We start from the raw sequence: 16,336 nt of genomic DNA on the forward strand, positions 1-16,336 counted from the left end.
ACATAGCGACCTCAGAAAATAGTGAATGGAGCGATAACGATGAATTTCACGTCTTTTTCATCCTGGAAAATGTTGCCGTACCCGCCGCCCCAGCTCGGGATATCCGAGTGGTTGTCGTACTGGGTGTAATGCAGTTTGAACAGCGTACCTTTCGCGCGCCCTTCCTGAATGGTGTACAGCGCATCAAGGCTCCAGGCACTTTCTTTCAGGCGCTGGCTCTGATCATAGATTGGATTGGTACTCGGTTTGGCATCCCACGCGTAAACATAAGAACCGCCCACTGCGAAGCCCGGCAGATCCCATTTCGCCAGATCGTAAAGTACGCCTGCGTACACCGCTTTTTCGCCGTTGGCGTTGAAGTCAGAACGGTTGTCCCACCACACATCAAGACGTCCGTTAGAAGAAGAATACGTCGGGGTCATGCGTTGTAAAAAATAACCCTGATTCCCCTCAGCTTTGACCATCGTCCCTTCCAGACGCCAGTTGAACTGGCCGGTGGTGTAACCGAAAGTCAGTGCCTGCAACCAGGCCAGACCGTCATACAGGCTGTTCGGATCGTTCTGGTTGCTGATACGATCTTCCGCACCATAGAATTGGTAGCTGGTGGTGAGCGGATTGCCCATCAGATCAATTTTGTACGACGCTTTGGCGAAGTACTGATCGACGTAACTTTCTGCCTGACCGAATGCCGCTTCCAGTACGAGATCATTTTTGAAGTCGTATTTCGCACCCAGCGAGTGGATATAGGAAACACCGGTTTTCTTGTCGTTCTGGCGGAAATCATCCATCTCCAGATGCCACGGCGATTTGTATTCATCTGCCCACATGTAGGAGAAACTCAGTTCGCCCGGATCGCCAAAATCATGTTTATACCCGGCTTCGGCACCGCGATAGGTACCCGGCATAAAGCTCCAGTGCGGGGCGATCAGCGTTTGTCCGGTGGGCTGAATGTAACCAGCATGGCCCCAGAATCCGCCGTATTTGAATTTACCGGCCGCTTTGTAGAGGCTGACGCCACCTTTATCGCCGGAATAGTCTTCGTCATACGCATGGTTTTTGGAGGAGAACGCGATTTCGTTCGGATGACCGCTGTCGCTGGCTTCGGCTAATTCGATCGCGGTAAATGCGGCGACGTCGATACCGAACATGTCCCAGGCATAGCCGGAAGAGAAATCAAGGTTCAGGTTGGCGGTCGCGTGCGAAAGGTTGGTGGCGTATTTATCGTAATCGGGGTTATTCACCGTGACTTTTGTGCCGTCAGGGCGGGTTTCTTCTTTGGTTTTGTTCAAATCTTTGCGGTCGCGTTCGCGCTGCCAGTAATACACACCGCCGGTCAGCGTCGAATCATCAATAAAGCCAGCCGCTCTGGCCTCTTCAGGGAACATCATTCCGCCGCCCAACAAAGTGCCAGCCAGCGTGTACATCACAGGTTTCAGGTAAGCCGATCCCCTGCCCCTGTTAAGGTGCTTGTGCATAGAAATTCCTCATTTTGACTAAAAAAACGTGCAAAACCCAAACGGGTATTAAAAGCGGCCGCCAGAGGCGTAACCGTATAAAGCAGGATTAAGAGTATTTTTCGCGACGCGAATTATCAATGGGTAATTAAACCCTGATAGCTGAAGTATGACAAAGTGCACATAAAGATGAAAAAGTGTTACAAACGAGGAATGCGAAGGTTTAAATCAGTGGACTCTGACAATCGATAACTAAAACAGATAATTAAGTAAAAACCGTATTGACTTAAACGTTTCAGCACGCTGATATTCGGAAAGGAAGGTCCTAAAAAGCAAACATGAAAAACGCATTAATTCGCGATGAAAAAGAAAATTCCGTGAATTTCAGACATAAAAAAACGCAGCCGGAGCTGCGTTTAGCAATCGTTCATCGGTGACTTACGCGACGGGTTTTGATTCCCAGGTATCACGCAGGCCAACGGTACGGTTGAAGACCAGATTTTCAGCGCTGGAATAGCGGCTGTCAGCACAGAAGTAACCTTCACGTTCAAACTGCAGGCTGATTTCAGCCTGTGCAGCCACCAGAGAAGGCTCAACGAAACCGTGCGCGATCACCAGGGATTCCGGGTTGATCGTGGTCAGGAAATCTTCTGCCTGGCCAGGATTCGCGACGCTGAACAGACGGTCATACAGACGGAATTCCGCCGGTTTGCCTTCAGACGCAGAAACCCAGTGGATCACACCTTTTACCTTGCGGCCATCGGCCGGATCTTTGCTCAGCGTTTCGATATCGTAAGAACAGAAGATCGTCGTCACATTGCCTTCGGCATCTTTTTCAATGCGTTCCGCTTTGATGACATACGCATTGCGCAGACGAACTTCTTTGCCCAGCACCAGACGTTTGTATTGCTTGTTCGCTTCTTCGCGGAAATCAGCCTGATCGATATAAATCTCACGGGTGAACGGCACTTCGCGCGTCCCCATCTCCGGTTTGCTCGGATGATTAGGCATTTTCACCATTTGCACATCTTCACCGGTAAAGTTCTCAATGATCACTTTAACCGGATTGATGACAGCCATGGCGCGCGGCGCATTTTCGTTCAGATCGTCACGGATACAGGATTCCAGCGCCATCATTTCGACATTGTTATCTTGCTTGGTCACGCCGATACGACGGCAGAATTCACGGATAGACGCAGCAGTGTAACCACGGCGACGCAGGCCTGAAACGGTCGGCATACGCGGGTCATCCCAGCCTTCGACGATCTTATCCGTCACCAGCAGGTTCAGCTTACGCTTGGACATGATGGAATATTCAAGATTCAGACGGGAGAACTCGTACTGACGCGGGTGGCAAGGGATGGTGATGTTATCGAGAACCCAGTCATACAGACGACGGTTGTCCTGGAATTCCAGCGTACACAACGAATGGGTGATCCCTTCCAGCGCATCGGAAATGCAGTGGGTGAAATCATACATCGGGTAGATGCACCATTTTTTGCCAGTCTGATGGTGTTCCGCAAACTTAATACGGTAGATAACCGGATCGCGCATCACGAAGAATGGCGAAGCCATATCGATTTTTGCACGCAGACACGCCGCGCCTTCAGCGAATTCACCGTTGCGCATTTTTTCGAACAGCGCGATGTTTTCTTCTACGCTGCGATCGCGGTACGGGCTGTTTTTGCCCGGAGACGTCAGTGAGCCACGGTATTCGCGGATTTCATCCGGAGACAATTCGTCAACGTAAGCCAGACCTTTGTTGATCAGCTCCAGCGCGTAGCCGTGCAGTTGATCGAAGTAGTCGGAAGAATAGTGAATATCACCGCTCCAGTCGAAACCTAACCACTGGACGTCGTGTTTGATCGACTCAACGAATTCGATGTCTTCTTTTGCCGGGTTGGTATCGTCAAAACGCAGGTTGCACTGCCCCTGATAGTCTTGCGCAATACCGAAGTTCAGGCAGATAGACTTCGCATGGCCGATATGCAGATAACCATTAGGCTCGGGCGGGAAACGGGTATGAACGGTATTGTGTTTCCCGGTCGCCAGATCTTCATCAATAATCTGACGGATAAAATTTGTTGGGCGGGCTTCAGCCTCACTCATTGTGCAATTCCTCTACGCAACATTGACTCTACAGATAACCTGTTATGTTCCAACAAGCCACGTCGGGAAACAACCGTTACTTGCATAAAATAGTGGTTATCTGCATACCGCGTGTCCGTAAACAATAAAAAGCGGGAAGAGATTGCTCTCTTCCCGCTAAGACTTAACTCAACTGAATCAGCGTCAGGAAATTATTTACCCTGAATCTCAAACAGTTTGGTCTGACCGGCTACGACTGAACCGCTGGCCAGTGAAATCACACCGGTGTAATCATCGATGTTGCTGACCACAACCGGGCTAATCATTGAGCGCGCGTTAGCGTTCAGGTAAGCCAGATCCAGTTCCAGTACAGGCTGACCGGCAGTGACCGTTGCGCCTTCTTCAATCAGGCGGGTAAAGCCCTGGCCGTTGAGTGCAACGGTGTCGATCCCCATGTGCACCACGATTTCAGCACCGGAAGTGGTTTCCAGGCAGAACGCATGGTTGGTGTTGAAGATTTTCACCACGGTACCCGCAGCCGGAGCGACAACTGTTTTATCCGTCGGACGAATCGCGACACCATCGCCCACCGCTTTGCTGGCGAAGGCTTCGTCTGGCACCTGATCCAGCGCTACGATGTCACCGGTAACCGGAGCCACCAGCGTTTCAACGACCGCTTTAACGCTGTTTGGTACAGCCTGCGGAGACGCTTTCACAACCACGGGGGCTGCTGCGCTGCCTGCCGCAACCGGACCACGCGCCATCACTTTCTTCATTGCATCAGCCAGAGATTCCGCTTTTGCACCGACGATAACCTGAATGCTTTGTTTGTTCAGACGAACAATACCGGACGCACCCAGACGTTTGCAGGCTGCATCATCAACAGTACCAGCATCTTTCACGTTCAGACGCAGGCGGGTAATACAGGCATCAATACCTTTGAAGTTATCAGAACCGCCCAGCGCACTGATGTAGCTCACGGCCAGCTGGTTCAGACCTTCTTCAGTATTGCTGTTCGCTTCCGGTTCACCGATATGGTCGGCGTCGTCTTCACGGCCCGGCGTTTTCAGGTTGAACATGCGGATAATTACGCTGAACAGTACGAAGTAGATGACGAAGAACACAACGCCCATCACCAGCAACATCCAGACGTTTTTACTTGCCGCCGGCAGGTTGTACATCAACGCGTAGTCAATCGCACCCGCAGAGAAGGAGAAGCCAGCATGGATACCCAGCGCAGTTGCAACGTACAGGCTGATCCCGGTCAGGATGGCGTGGACTAAATACAACAACGGAGCAAGGAACATGAACAGGAATTCTAACGGCTCGGTCACACCGGTCAGGAATGCAGTCACCGCAACGGAGACCAGCATACCGCCCACCAGTGGACGACGTTCTTTCGGTGCGGCGAAGTACATTGCGCATGCTGCGCCTGGCAGACCAAACATCATGATTGGGAAGAAGCCGGACATGAACATCCCTGCGGTGCCGTCACCCGCGTAGAAGCGGTTGATGTCGCCGTGGAATACTGTGCCTGCTGCGTTGGTGAAGTCACCAATCTGGAACCATGCGATAGTGTTCAGAACCTGATGCAGACCGGTTGGGATCAGCAGACGGTTTACGAAACCGAAGATACCCGCACCGAATGCGCCTGCGCCTACGATCCACTCACCACCGGCGCGGATTGCATCCTGCACCGGAGGCCAGACGTAACCGAAGATCGCGGCCAGAATCAGACAGAAGAAGCCTGTTGCGATAGGAACAAAACGTTTCCCACCGAAGAAGCTCAGGAAATCAGGAAGTTTGATATCAGACCAGCGGTTGTAAACCATACCGCCGACCAGACCGGTGATGATACCTGCCAGAACGCCCATATTGACGGCCGGGTTGATGGTAATCATCGCCTTGGTCAGAATGAAATAACCAATACCACCCGCCAGTGCCGCAGCACCCGCGTTATCTTTAGACCAGCTTGATGCCACACCAATAGCAAAAATCAGGGCCAGGTTATCGAAGATTCCGCCACCGGCTTGCGCGATGAACGGCATATTAAGAAGATCAGGCTGACCGAAACGCAGCAGTAACGCAGCGACAGGTAGCACGGCTATCGGCAGCTGAAGTGCTCTGCCTAAACGCTGAAAGAATCCAAGAATATTCACATTTCCCCCTATCCGCCGCCAGGCGAATCACCTAAGTAGTTTAATTAGTATGGTTACTACCTTTACTCACTTACCGTTCCGATTTAACCAACTGCTTTGCGAGTGTAAAAAGATTATTTCGTATCGCAAATTAAAACCTCTATTTTTGTGATAATTATCACCAAAAAGAGGTCATAACATGCCATCAGGCTGGTCAACACACAAAACTTATTTTATCATTAAAAAAATCTAGACGGCATTGTGCCAGCCACAAACCGTCACGGTGGTTTACGCTTAACATGACCGCCCTGAACCAAAACAGCTTTGACTTCCTTATCCGGAGTCACTGGGTTACAGGCAGGCGGCAATCGAAAAATCCGTTGCGCTTACTCCGTTAAGCCAGGCAGAGATTCGAAAGCAGCCAACACCCCTGCAACGTCAAGGACAAAGGATATACACAGTATATTCAATATTCTGAAACTAAGAGGTACGTGATGAGACTTATTCCTTTAAACACCACCACTGAAGTTGGCAAATGGGCAGCACGTCATATCGTTGAGCGTATTAACGCCTTCAAACCCACTGCCGACCGCCCGTTCATTTTGGGCTTACCTACCGGTGGCACACCACTCGAAGCTTACAAACATTTAATCGCCATGCATAAAGCAGGCCAGGTTAGCTTTAAGAACGTGGTTACTTTCAATATGGACGAATATGTTGGCTTACCGCAGGAACACCCTGAGAGCTATCATACGTTCATGTACAAAAACTTCTTTGATCACGTTGATATTCCACGCGAAAATATCAATCTGCTGAATGGTAATGCACCAGACGTCAACGAAGAATGCCGTCAGTACGAAGCAAAAATTAAGTCTTACGGTAAAATTCACCTGTTCATGGGTGGCGTGGGCAACGACGGTCACATTGCCTTTAACGAACCGGCATCTTCACTGGCTTCACGCACCCGTATCAAAACCCTGACACACGAAACCCGCATCGCGAACTCCCGTTTCTTCGACAATGACGTATCTCAGGTGCCAAAATACGCCCTGACCGTTGGCGTAGGCACACTGCTTGATGCAGAAGAAGTGATGATTCTGGTCACCGGCCACGCGAAGGCGCAAGCGCTTGAAGCGGCCGTCGAGGGAAACATTAACCACATGTGGACCATCAGTTGCCTGCAATTGCATGCAAAAGCCGTTATGGTGTGTGACGAGCCGTCCACCATGGAACTGAAAGTCAAAACTGTTAAATATTTCCGCGAGTTAGAAGCGGAAAATATGAAAAACCTTTAACAAAATTTATGCCCAAAGCCAGTCGCGTTGCAGCAAGGCGGCAATGACGCGAATCTCCGGGAGTTTACTGAAGTAAGTGAGCGGAGTGAGTGAGGCAGCCAACGCAGCAGCAGCGTGACTGGAGAAGGGCAAGCGAACGAGGGGGCATGATGTACGCTTTGATTAACGGCCGGATCTATACCGGCCACGACGTTCTGGATAACCATGCGGTCGTGATTGCCGATGGCAAAATCGAACGTGTCTGCGCGGTCAGCGAGCTGCCGGACAATGTGGAAACCCGCGATCTGGACGGTGCCATTCTTGCCCCCGGATTTATCGACCTGCAACTTAACGGTTGTGGCGGCGTGCAGTTCAACGATTCACTGGAAGCGATTTCCGTAGAAACGTTAGAAATCATGCAGAAAGCCAACGAAAAATCCGGCTGTACCAGTTTCTTACCTACGCTGATCACCTGTAGCGATGACTACATGAAGCACGGCGTCAGCGTAATGCGCACGTATCTGGAAAAATATCCGAATCAGGCGCTGGGTCTGCATCTTGAAGGCCCGTATCTGAGCCCGTTGAAAAAAGGCACCCACAATCCGGCCTTTATCCGTAAGCCCGACGACGCCATGATTGATTTTCTGTGTGAAAACGCCGATGTCATCACACAGCTGACGCTTGCACCGGAACAGGTTGAAGCCCGCTATATCCGTCAGCTGAGCGCTGCCGGTATTGTGATTTCCGCAGGCCATTCCAATTCGACGTATGCCGAAGCCCGCGCGGGTTTTGCGGCCGGTATCACCTTCGCAACGCACCTTTATAATGCAATGCCAGCGATTACAGGTCGTCAGCCTGGCCTTATTGGTGCAATCTTCGATACACCGGAAGTGTATACCGGTGTGATTGCCGACGGTTTGCATGTCGATTACGCCAATATTCGCAACGCGAAAAAGCTCAAAGGCGAGAAACTGGTGCTGGTCACCGACGCCACTGCGCCAGCGGGTGCCAATATTGATGAGTTCATTTTTGCCGGTAAAACAATATACTACCGTGACGGACTCTGTGTGGACGAAAACGGAACACTGAGCGGCTCTGCGCTGACCATGATCGAAGCAGTTCAAAACAGCGTTGAACATGTCGGCATTGCACTGGATGAAACGTTGCGTATGGCATCGCTTTATCCGGCCCGCGCGATTGGCCTCAACGGCCAGCTGGGTAGCATTGAAGCAGGCAAAGTCGCCAACCTCACCGCGTTCACTCATGATTTTAAAATCACAAAAACTATCGTTAATGGTGACGAAGTTTAATTGAGCGGATAACAGCATTGATGACAACTGGCGGACAGCAGGCACAAATCGGCAACGTTGATCTGGTTAAGCAGTTAAACGGCGCGGCGGTTTACCGCCTGATTGACCAACAAGGGCCCATTTCGCGCATTCAAATCGCCGACATGAGCCAGTTAGCGCCCGCCAGTGTCACCAAAATTACCCGACAGTTACTCGAGCGCGGGCTGATCAAAGAAGTGGATCAGCAGGCTTCCACCGGGGGTCGCCGCGCTATTTCGATCATCACCGAAACCCGTCCTTTTCATACCATCGCTGTTCGTCTTGGCCGACATGACGCGACCATCACGCTCTACGATCTCAGCGCCAAGTCACTGGCCGAACAACATTATTCCCTGCCCGAACGCACTCAGGAAACGCTTGAGAACGCCTTATTTGAGGCAATCGCGCAATTTATCGAGCTGAATCAGCGTAAAATCCGCGAACTGATTGCCATTTCTGTCATCCTTCCAGGCCTGGTCGATCCGAATAAAGGCATCGTCCGCTATATGCCGCATATCAGCGTCGGTGCGTGGAAATTAGTCGATGCGCTGGAAGCCAGATTCAAAGTCACCAGTTTTGTCGGCCACGATATCCGCAGTCTGGCCCTCGCCGAGCACTATTTCGGGGCAACCCGCGACTGTCAGGACTCCATTTTGGTTCGTCTTCACCGCGGTACCGGCGCAGGAATTATCGTTAACGGCCAGATTTTCCTGGGCAGCAACGGCAACGTGGGTGAAATCGGCCACATTCAGATCGACCCGCTGGGCGAACGATGCCATTGCGGCAACTTCGGCTGTCTGGAAACAGTCGCCGCGAATGCCGCTATCGAAAACCGTGTACGCCATCTGCTCACGCAGGGTTACGCCAGCAAACTCAGTCTGAACGATTGCTCAATTTCCGCTATCTGCAAAGCCGCCAATCGCCATGATGCGCTGGCCACTGAAGTGATTGAGCATGTGGGCCGTCAGCTTGGCAAAGGCGTTTCCATTGCGATCAACCTGTTTAATCCGCAAAAAGTGGTGATTGCCGGTGAAATTACCGAAGCGGATAAAGTCCTGCTGCCGGCCATCCAAAACTGCATTAATGCTCAGGTTTTGAAAGATTTCCGCCGCAATCTACCGGTTGTGACTTCCGCGCTTAATCATCAGTCCGCGATTGGTGCATTTGCGCTGGTCAAACGGGCTATGCTGAATGGCGTTCTGTTGCAGCGTCTGATGGAAAATTAAGGCGTGCTATAGTAATTGGCTGCCAGGAATGGGGCTGAAAAATGTGGGTTTGGAAATCATGACAATTAAGAATGTAATCTGTGACATTGATGGCGTGCTGTTGCACGACAACACAGCTGTACCCGGCGCCGATCGCTTTCTGGCCCGAATTCAGGAACAGGGAATGCCTCTGGTCATTCTCACCAACTACCCTTCCCAGACAGCGCAGGATCTGGCAAACCGCTTCAGCGCTGCCGGTCTTGAAGTGCCGGAAAGCGCGTTCTTCACGTCCGCGATGGCGACAGCTGATTTCCTGAAACGTCAGGAAGGTAAAAAAGCCTACGTCGTTGGCGAAGGCGCTCTGATTCACGAGCTGTATAAAGCGGGTTTTACCATCACAGACATCAATCCTGATTTTGTGATCGTCGGCGAAACGCGTTCGTACAACTGGGACATGATTCATAAAGCGGCGTATTTCGTGGCGAATGGCGCGCGCTTTATTGCGACAAACCCGGACAATCACGGCCACGGTTTTGTTCCAGCCTGTGGCGCGTTATGCGCACCAATCGAGAAAATTACCGGACGCCAGCCGTTTTACGTCGGCAAGCCGAGCCCGTGGATTATCCGCTCGGCGCTCAATAAAATGCAGGCGCATTCCGAAGAAACGGTCATTGTGGGCGACAATCTGCGAACAGATATTCTGGCGGGTTTCCAGGCGGGTCTGGAAACTATTCTGGTGCTGACCGGCGTTTCTACCCTCAATGATATTGAGGGAATGCCGTTCCGTCCGACCTGGATTTACCCTTCCGTTGCCGATATCGACGTGATTTAACAGCCACTCATAAATATATGAAAACGAGCCCGGATTGCTATCCCGGCTCGTTTTTTTTCGTCCTGCTGCTTGATTTTCATTCACTTTTCTCTTTTTTTGAATCCCCCTCAATTTTCGGCGATTAAATTAATAATCCGCTAATGAAAATGCCATAAAACTACTGATTCGTTAAAGATTACCTGCACTCAACCAACTATTTATCAGAAGAGCGTTAAACCACTTGCACAACACAGGGGTTTTGACGCATTTTCATAGTCAGCAACGCAACAAAGCCTGACTAAAACTGAAAGAACGGCAACGTTGATCCTCATTCGCAAACATAAAAATGACAGCCAGAGAAACGTCGTTAGGGAGATAGATATATGTGTTCAATTTTCGGTGTGCTCGATATCAAAACTGACTCCGTCGAGCTGCGCAAAAAAGCGCTGGAACTCTCGCGCCTGATGCGTCACCGCGGGCCTGACTGGTCCGGCGTGTTCGCCAGCGACAAAGCGATTCTGTCGCATGAGCGTCTGTCGATTGTCGACGTGAACAACGGCGCACAGCCTTTGTACAACGCAGCACATACCCACGTTCTGGCTGTAAACGGCGAAATCTACAACCATCAGGCTCTGCGCGCTGAATTGGGCGATAAGTATGAGTTCCAGACCGCGTCTGACTGCGAAGTGATTCTTGCGCTGTATCAGGAAAAAGGCCCTGAATTCCTCGATGAACTGCAAGGCATGTTCGCCTTCATTCTCTATGACACAGAAAAAGACGCGTACCTGATTGGCCGCGACCATCTGGGCATCATCCCGCTGTATATGGGTTACGACGAACACGGCAACATGTACGTGGCGTCTGAAATGAAAGCGCTGGTGCCGGTTTGCCGCACCATCAAAGAATTCCCGGCAGGCAGCTACCTGTGGAGCCAGGAAGGCGAAATCCGTGAATATTACCAGCGTGACTGGTTCGATTTCGAAAACGTCAAAGACAACGTCACTGACGCTGCGGCGCTGAAAGATGCGCTGGAAGAATCGGTGAAAAGTCACCTGATGTCTGACGTGCCTTACGGCGTGCTGCTGTCCGGTGGTCTGGATTCTTCCGTGATTTCAGCAATTACCAAGAAATTTGCCGGTCGCCGCATTGAGGATAAAGATCAGAGCGAAGCGTGGTGGCCACAGCTGCACTCCTTTGCGGTCGGTCTGGAAGGTTCTCCGGATCTGCGCGCTGCTCAGGAAGTCGCAAACCATTTAGGCACCGTGCACCATGAAATCCACTTCACCGTGCAGGAAGGTCTGGATGCTATCCGTGACGTGATTTATCACATCGAAACTTACGACGTGACCACCATTCGTGCGTCAACGCCGATGTATCTGATGTCCCGTAAAATCAAAGCGATGGGCATCAAGATGGTGTTGTCCGGCGAAGGTGCTGACGAAGTCCTGGGCGGTTACCTGTACTTCCATAAAGCGCCGAACGCGAAAGAATTCCACGAAGAAACCGTGCGTAAATTGCTGGCCCTGCACATGTATGACTGTGCCCGTGCCAACAAAGCGATGTCCGCCTGGGGCGTTGAAGCCCGCGTACCGTTCCTGGATAAAAAATTCCTCGACGTCGCAATGCGCATCAACCCGAAAGACAAAATGTGCGGCAACGGCAAAATGGAAAAACATATCCTGCGCGAATGTTTTGAGTCTTATTTGCCACACAGCGTGGCATGGCGCCAGAAAGAACAGTTCTCGGACGGCGTAGGTTACAGCTGGATCGATACGTTAAAAGAAGTCGCGTCTCAGCAGATTACCGATCAACAGCTCGAAACTGCGCATTTCCGTTTCCCGTACAACACGCCGACGTCAAAAGAAGGCTACCTGTACCGCACCATTTTCGAAGAACTGTTCCCGGTTCCAAGCGCGGCTGAATGTGTTCCTGGCGGCCCGTCAGTGGCCTGTTCTTCAGCGAAAGCCATCGAATGGGATGAAGCGTTCAAAAACATGGATGACCCTTCTGGCCGTGCGGTTGGCGTTCACCAGTCAGCGTATAAATAAGCCTTTACCGGTTATTTTCCATGAAGCAAGCGGGCCTTTTCAGGCCCGTTTTTTTATGGGTAAAGCCAGTAAAAATAATGTCTTTTGCCCAATTAATCACCAGAGTGGTTATAAGCCAGACAAATGGACGCTCTCACGCCTTTTTCTCCAAAAAAGGTGTTGACGCAAAACGGTCATATACGCATAATGCGCCCCGCAACGCCGATGAAGGTAGCGCGAAAAAAGAGGGCTACGTAGCTCAGTTGGTTAGAGCACATCACTCATAATGATGGGGTCACAGGTTCGAATCCCGTCGTAGCCACCATCTTTTTTGCGGGAGTGGCGAAATTGGTAGACGCACTAGATTTAGGTTCTAGCGCCGCAAGGTGTGCGAGTTCAAGTCTCGCCTCCCGCACCATTTCATCGAGTCGGCAGCACAGTTGGGGTATCGCCAAGCGGTAAGGCACTGGTTTTTGATACCAGCATTCCCAGGTTCGAATCCTGGTACCCCAGCCATTTTCTTACCCTTCGCATCTCTGATGTGAATGTGAGAAAAAACCAATTTGAAGAAGTTGTACTGTTGGGGTATCGCCAAGCGGTAAGGCACTGGTTTTTGATACCAGCATACCCTGGTTCGAATCCAGGTACCCCAGCCATACTTCTTTCTGTATAATTGGTAAGCACTTGAAATTTATTATTAAGTTAGTTAAATTAGTGCTTGAAGTTTTGAAGTAAGTCAGTAGAATTTGGCTACGTAGCTCAGCTGGTTAGAGCACATCACTCATAATGATGGGGTCACAGGTTCAAATCCCGTCGTAGCCACCATTTTACTTGCAGTGCACTGCTCAAAAGGTAGTGAGTTTTAAAATTGGGGTGTCGCCAAGCGGTAAGGCTCTGGTTTCTGATACCAGCATACCCAGGTTCGAATCCTGGCACCCCAGCCACATTAAGAAAGCCCGCCTCGTGCGGGCTTTTTGCTATCTGTCGGTTGAGTCAGACTCAAAAAAAACGGGCAAGCCGACATTCATCCGGCCAGCCCCTCTCTCACTTCATTAAATGCCTAAGGCGTATTTCAGCGCTTTGGTTTTCAGTGCGCCTGCACGCTGTGCCGTCATCAGTGCCAGATTTCTCAATGCTTTGACGGGCGCCAGATCGTTACTGAACGCGGTATAGAACAAATCCATACCGCTTTGCATCAGCAGATTATCCAGGCGACGCTGACGCTGATAACGTATCAGCACGCTCTCGCTACTCCACGCTTCATCGTGGTCACGCGCTTTTTCCAGCACCGAAAGCAATGCTTCTACGTCGCGATAACCCAGATTCACGCCCTGCCCGGCCAGCGGATTGATCGTATGCGCTGCATCGCCCACCAGCGCCAGTCCCGGCAGGACATAACGCTGCGCATGGCGGCGAACCAGCGGGAACGCGCCCGCTGCTGTTGCATTGATTTTTCCAAGGCGCGGCGGAAAGGCCTGCATAATCTCCGCCGTCAGCTGTTTCATGTTCAGCGTTTTCAGATAACGGATGCGCTGCGGGCTGTCGTACCACACCAGTGATGCCTGATTGCCAAACAACGGCAGGAATGCGCGCGGGCCGGAAGGGAAAAACTGCTGCCAGGTGACATCCTGATCCGGCGTTTCGGTTTCAACGTTAATCAGCATACAGTGCTGGCGATATTCCCAACCATCAACGCCGATGCCCGCCAGCTGGCGTACCAGAGAATTCGCTCCGTCGGCGGCGACGACCAGTTTTGTACGCAGCAGTTCACCGGTGGTCAGCTGAAGTGACCAGGTTTTATCGTCATGTTGCAGAAGATGGCGCAGTTTCGCCGGGCAGAAGCGGGTCAGATTGGAGAAAGTATCAAACTGTTGCCAGAGCGCCAGCTGAAGCACGCGGTTTTCAACCATGAATCCCAGCTCCGGTAATCCGAGTGATTGCGCATCGAATTTGACGTCGGAACCGTCAACTTCCCAGGTTTCCAGGCGGCGATACGGCACCGAGCGCATTTTTTCAACAGCAGGCCACGCCTCTAATTTCTGCAAGAACCGCACCGAAGCGCAGCCAATCGCAGAAATTCGCAGGTCTGCTGCCGCTGATGCGTCAAATTCAGCCGGCTCTTCATTTTCGATCAATGCAACCTGAAGCCCCTGACGGGCCAGCCCGAGAGCTGCCGCAGCGCCTACCATCCCACCACCGACGATCACTGCATCAAATGACTTCTCTGAATTATTCATTTTATTCCAGCTTTCTATTTCAGTTCATTATGCGAAGTGTACCGGATTTTTGTGTCTGCATCAGGGCCTAAGCTGCTTTCCCGCACTGGTCAGCGCTAAGGTGAGGGTTTACAATACCGCCCCTGAACAACGCTATGCACTGCGGCACTGCCGATCTAACGTTCCCCGTACTGAGTACTGACACGCTGATGACTAAAAAACTGCACATAAAAACCTGGGGCTGCCAGATGAATGAATATGATTCATCCAAAATGGCCGATCTTCTCGATAGCACCCACGGTTACCAGCTGACGGATAACGCTGAAGAAGCAGACATTCTGCTGCTGAATACCTGTTCAATCCGGGAAAAAGCCCAGGAGAAAGTGTTCAGCCTGCTGGGACACTGGAAATTATTAAAAAAGAAAAACCCGGATATTATTATCGGCGTCGGCGGCTGTGTGGCATCTCAGGAAGGGGAATTGCTGCGTAAGCGTGCGCCCTGCGTTGATATCGTTTTTGGCCCGCAAACCCTGCATCGCCTGCCAGAAATGGTCAACCATGTTCGCGGCACCAAAAGCCCGGTCGTGGATATCAGCTTCCCGGAAATTGAGAAATTTGACCGTCTGCCGGAACCACGCGCGGATGGCCCGACCGCATTTGTCTCCATCATGGAAGGTTGCAACAAATATTGCAGCTTCTGCGTGGTGCCTTACACGCGCGGCGAAGAAGTCAGCCGCCCGTGTGATGACGTCCTGTTCGAAGTCGCTCAGCTTGCCGCTCAGGGTGTGCGTGAAGTTAACCTGCTGGGGCAAAACGTCAACGCCTACCGCGGCGATTCCTTTGACGGTGGCATCTGCACGTTTGCAGAATTACTGCGTCTGGTGGCGGCCATCGACGGTATTGACCGCATCCGCTTTACCACCAGCCATCCGGTAGAATTTACTGACGATATTATCGAGGTCTATAAAGACACGCCTGAAGTGGTGAGTTTCCTGCATCTGCCTATTCAGAGCGGTTCTGATCGCATTCTGACTATGATGAAGCGCCCTCACACGGTGCTGGAATACAAATCGACTATCCGTAAATTGCGGGCTGCGCGTCCGGATATCCATTTCAGTTCTGACTTCATCATCGGCTTCCCGGGCGAATCCAACGATGATTTCGAACGCACTATGGATTTAATTGCACAGGTCAATTACGACGTCAGCTTCAGTTTTATCTACTCTCCACGCCCGGGAACACCTGCGGCAGACATGGTCGATGACGTCAGCATGGACGAGAAGAAACAGCGTCTGGCGCTGTTACAGGACCGGATCACGCAACAGGTAATGCGGTTTAGCCGCGCCACGCTGGGCACCGTTCAGCGCATTCTGGTGGAAGGGACGTCCCGTAAAGACATTATGGAACTGACCGGACGCACAGAATGCAACCGTGTGGTCAATTTTGAAGGTACGCCTGACATGATTGGCAAATTCGTGGATGTCGAAATTGTCGATGTCTATGCCAACTCCCTGCGTGGCATAGTCATCCGCACAGAAGAACAAATGGCGCTGCGTCTGCACGAGTCACCACAATCTGTTATTGCCCGCACACGCAAAGAAAATGAATTGGGCGTTGGGCTCTATCAGCCGTAAATCATTGAAGCGAAGAATGACAGAACCTACAGGGCGCTCCGGCGTCCTGTTTCTTTTGAGAATTCAGACGCAACACCGGCTTCCAGGGGTTAATTTTCCAGGAAAGGCCGCATATCCGGATGCAGGTTCATGTAACTGCCTGCAAGCCGCAGCATATTTTG

At 51.4% G+C, this 16,336-nt stretch carries 10 protein-coding genes and 6 tRNA genes; 12 read left to right on the plus strand and 4 right to left on the minus strand.

Annotated elements, in window-relative coordinates; genetic code table 11:
- Nucleotides 1-11: 11 nt before the first annotated feature.
- The 3 genes from M2403_RS03745 to nagE all read right to left on the minus strand — a co-directional run bounded on the left by M2403_RS03745 (nt 12) and on the right by nagE (nt 5,701).
- On the minus strand, nt 12-1,424 hold the full coding sequence (locus M2403_RS03745) for a chitoporin ChiP (protein WP_165059726.1): 1,413 nt from the start codon (nt 1,422-1,424) through the stop codon (nt 12-14).
- 468 nt (nt 1,425-1,892) lie between these two features.
- Nucleotides 1,893-3,563, minus strand: a complete 1,671-nt coding sequence (gene glnS, locus M2403_RS03750) for a glutamine--tRNA ligase (RefSeq protein WP_217152543.1) — start codon at nt 3,561-3,563, stop codon at nt 1,893-1,895.
- Nucleotides 3,564-3,754: 191 nt separating this feature from the next.
- Complete coding sequence (gene nagE / locus M2403_RS03755; RefSeq protein WP_217152544.1) at nt 3,755-5,701, minus strand: PTS N-acetyl glucosamine transporter subunit IIABC; 1,947 nt, start codon at nt 5,699-5,701, stop codon at nt 3,755-3,757.
- A gap of 473 nt (nt 5,702-6,174) precedes the next feature.
- On the opposite strand from nagE, the gene nagB reads away from it, so the two are divergent.
- The 11 genes from nagB to M2403_RS03810 all read left to right on the plus strand — a co-directional run bounded on the left by nagB (nt 6,175) and on the right by M2403_RS03810 (nt 13,269).
- Complete coding sequence (gene nagB / locus M2403_RS03760) at nt 6,175-6,975, plus strand: glucosamine-6-phosphate deaminase (protein WP_152326454.1); 801 nt, start codon at nt 6,175-6,177, stop codon at nt 6,973-6,975.
- A gap of 149 nt (nt 6,976-7,124) precedes the next feature.
- Nucleotides 7,125-8,264, plus strand: a complete 1,140-nt coding sequence (gene nagA / locus M2403_RS03765; protein WP_152326503.1) for an N-acetylglucosamine-6-phosphate deacetylase — start codon at nt 7,125-7,127, stop codon at nt 8,262-8,264.
- 20 nt (nt 8,265-8,284) lie between these two features.
- Nucleotides 8,285-9,508, plus strand: coding sequence for an N-acetylglucosamine repressor (locus tag M2403_RS03770; protein WP_152326453.1), 1,224 nt, complete (start codon nt 8,285-8,287; stop codon nt 9,506-9,508).
- Between the two features lie 58 nt (nt 9,509-9,566).
- Nucleotides 9,567-10,319, plus strand: a complete 753-nt coding sequence (locus M2403_RS03775; protein WP_152326452.1) for an HAD-IIA family hydrolase — start codon at nt 9,567-9,569, stop codon at nt 10,317-10,319.
- A gap of 362 nt (nt 10,320-10,681) precedes the next feature.
- Nucleotides 10,682-12,346 carry an asparagine synthase B gene (asnB, locus tag M2403_RS03780; protein WP_152326451.1) on the plus strand — a complete coding sequence of 555 codons (1,665 nt, stop codon included), beginning with the start codon at nt 10,682-10,684 and terminating at the stop codon, nt 12,344-12,346.
- A gap of 227 nt (nt 12,347-12,573) precedes the next feature.
- Nucleotides 12,574-12,650 (plus strand) — tRNA-Met (locus M2403_RS03785).
- A gap of 8 nt (nt 12,651-12,658) precedes the next feature.
- Nucleotides 12,659-12,743: transfer RNA gene (locus M2403_RS03790), tRNA-Leu, on the plus strand.
- A 23-nt stretch (nt 12,744-12,766) separates the two neighbouring features.
- A tRNA-Gln gene (locus tag M2403_RS03795) sits at nt 12,767-12,841 on the plus strand.
- A 65-nt stretch (nt 12,842-12,906) separates the two neighbouring features.
- A tRNA-Gln gene (locus M2403_RS03800) sits at nt 12,907-12,981 on the plus strand.
- 92 nt (nt 12,982-13,073) lie between these two features.
- Nucleotides 13,074-13,150: transfer RNA gene (locus tag M2403_RS03805), tRNA-Met, on the plus strand.
- A gap of 44 nt (nt 13,151-13,194) precedes the next feature.
- Nucleotides 13,195-13,269, plus strand: a tRNA-Gln gene (locus tag M2403_RS03810).
- A 108-nt stretch (nt 13,270-13,377) separates the two neighbouring features.
- Here the strand turns inward: M2403_RS03810 and ubiF are convergent.
- Nucleotides 13,378-14,562 carry a 3-demethoxyubiquinol 3-hydroxylase gene (ubiF, locus tag M2403_RS03815; RefSeq protein WP_217152545.1) on the minus strand — a complete coding sequence of 395 codons (1,185 nt, stop codon included), beginning with the start codon at nt 14,560-14,562 and terminating at the stop codon, nt 13,378-13,380.
- Nucleotides 14,563-14,750: 188 nt separating this feature from the next.
- Between ubiF and miaB the strand changes: the two genes are divergently transcribed.
- A complete protein-coding gene (gene miaB / locus M2403_RS03820) occupies nt 14,751-16,175 on the plus strand; it encodes a tRNA (N6-isopentenyl adenosine(37)-C2)-methylthiotransferase MiaB (RefSeq protein ID WP_259228575.1) in 1,425 nt (474 codons plus the stop codon).
- The last annotated feature ends 161 nt before the right edge of the window (nt 16,176-16,336 follow it).

This window comes from Rahnella sp. BIGb0603 (assembly GCF_024808755.1).
Classification (GTDB): domain Bacteria; phylum Pseudomonadota; class Gammaproteobacteria; order Enterobacterales; family Enterobacteriaceae; genus Rahnella; species Rahnella contaminans.

Bases quoted from the DNA above. Each gene is read 5' to 3' on its own strand.
- ubiF (WP_217152545.1), bottom strand. From the start codon at position 14,562: ATGAATAATTCAGAGAAGTCATTTGATGCAGTGATCGTCGGTGGTGGG.
- nagB (WP_152326454.1), top strand. From the start codon at position 6,175: ATGAGACTTATTCCTTTAAACACCACCACTGAAGTTGGCAAATGGGCA.
- M2403_RS03745 (WP_165059726.1), bottom strand. From the start codon at position 1,424: ATGTACACGCTGGCTGGCACTTTGTTGGGCGGCGGAATGATGTTCCCT.
- asnB (WP_152326451.1), top strand. From the start codon at position 10,682: ATGTGTTCAATTTTCGGTGTGCTCGATATCAAAACTGACTCCGTCGAG.
- glnS (WP_217152543.1), bottom strand. From the start codon at position 3,563: ATGAGTGAGGCTGAAGCCCGCCCAACAAATTTTATCCGTCAGATTATT.
- nagA (WP_152326503.1), top strand. From the start codon at position 7,125: ATGTACGCTTTGATTAACGGCCGGATCTATACCGGCCACGACGTTCTG.
- miaB (WP_259228575.1), top strand. From the start codon at position 14,751: ATGACTAAAAAACTGCACATAAAAACCTGGGGCTGCCAGATGAATGAA.
- M2403_RS03775 (WP_152326452.1), top strand. From the start codon at position 9,567: ATGACAATTAAGAATGTAATCTGTGACATTGATGGCGTGCTGTTGCAC.
- M2403_RS03770 (WP_152326453.1), top strand. From the start codon at position 8,285: ATGACAACTGGCGGACAGCAGGCACAAATCGGCAACGTTGATCTGGTT.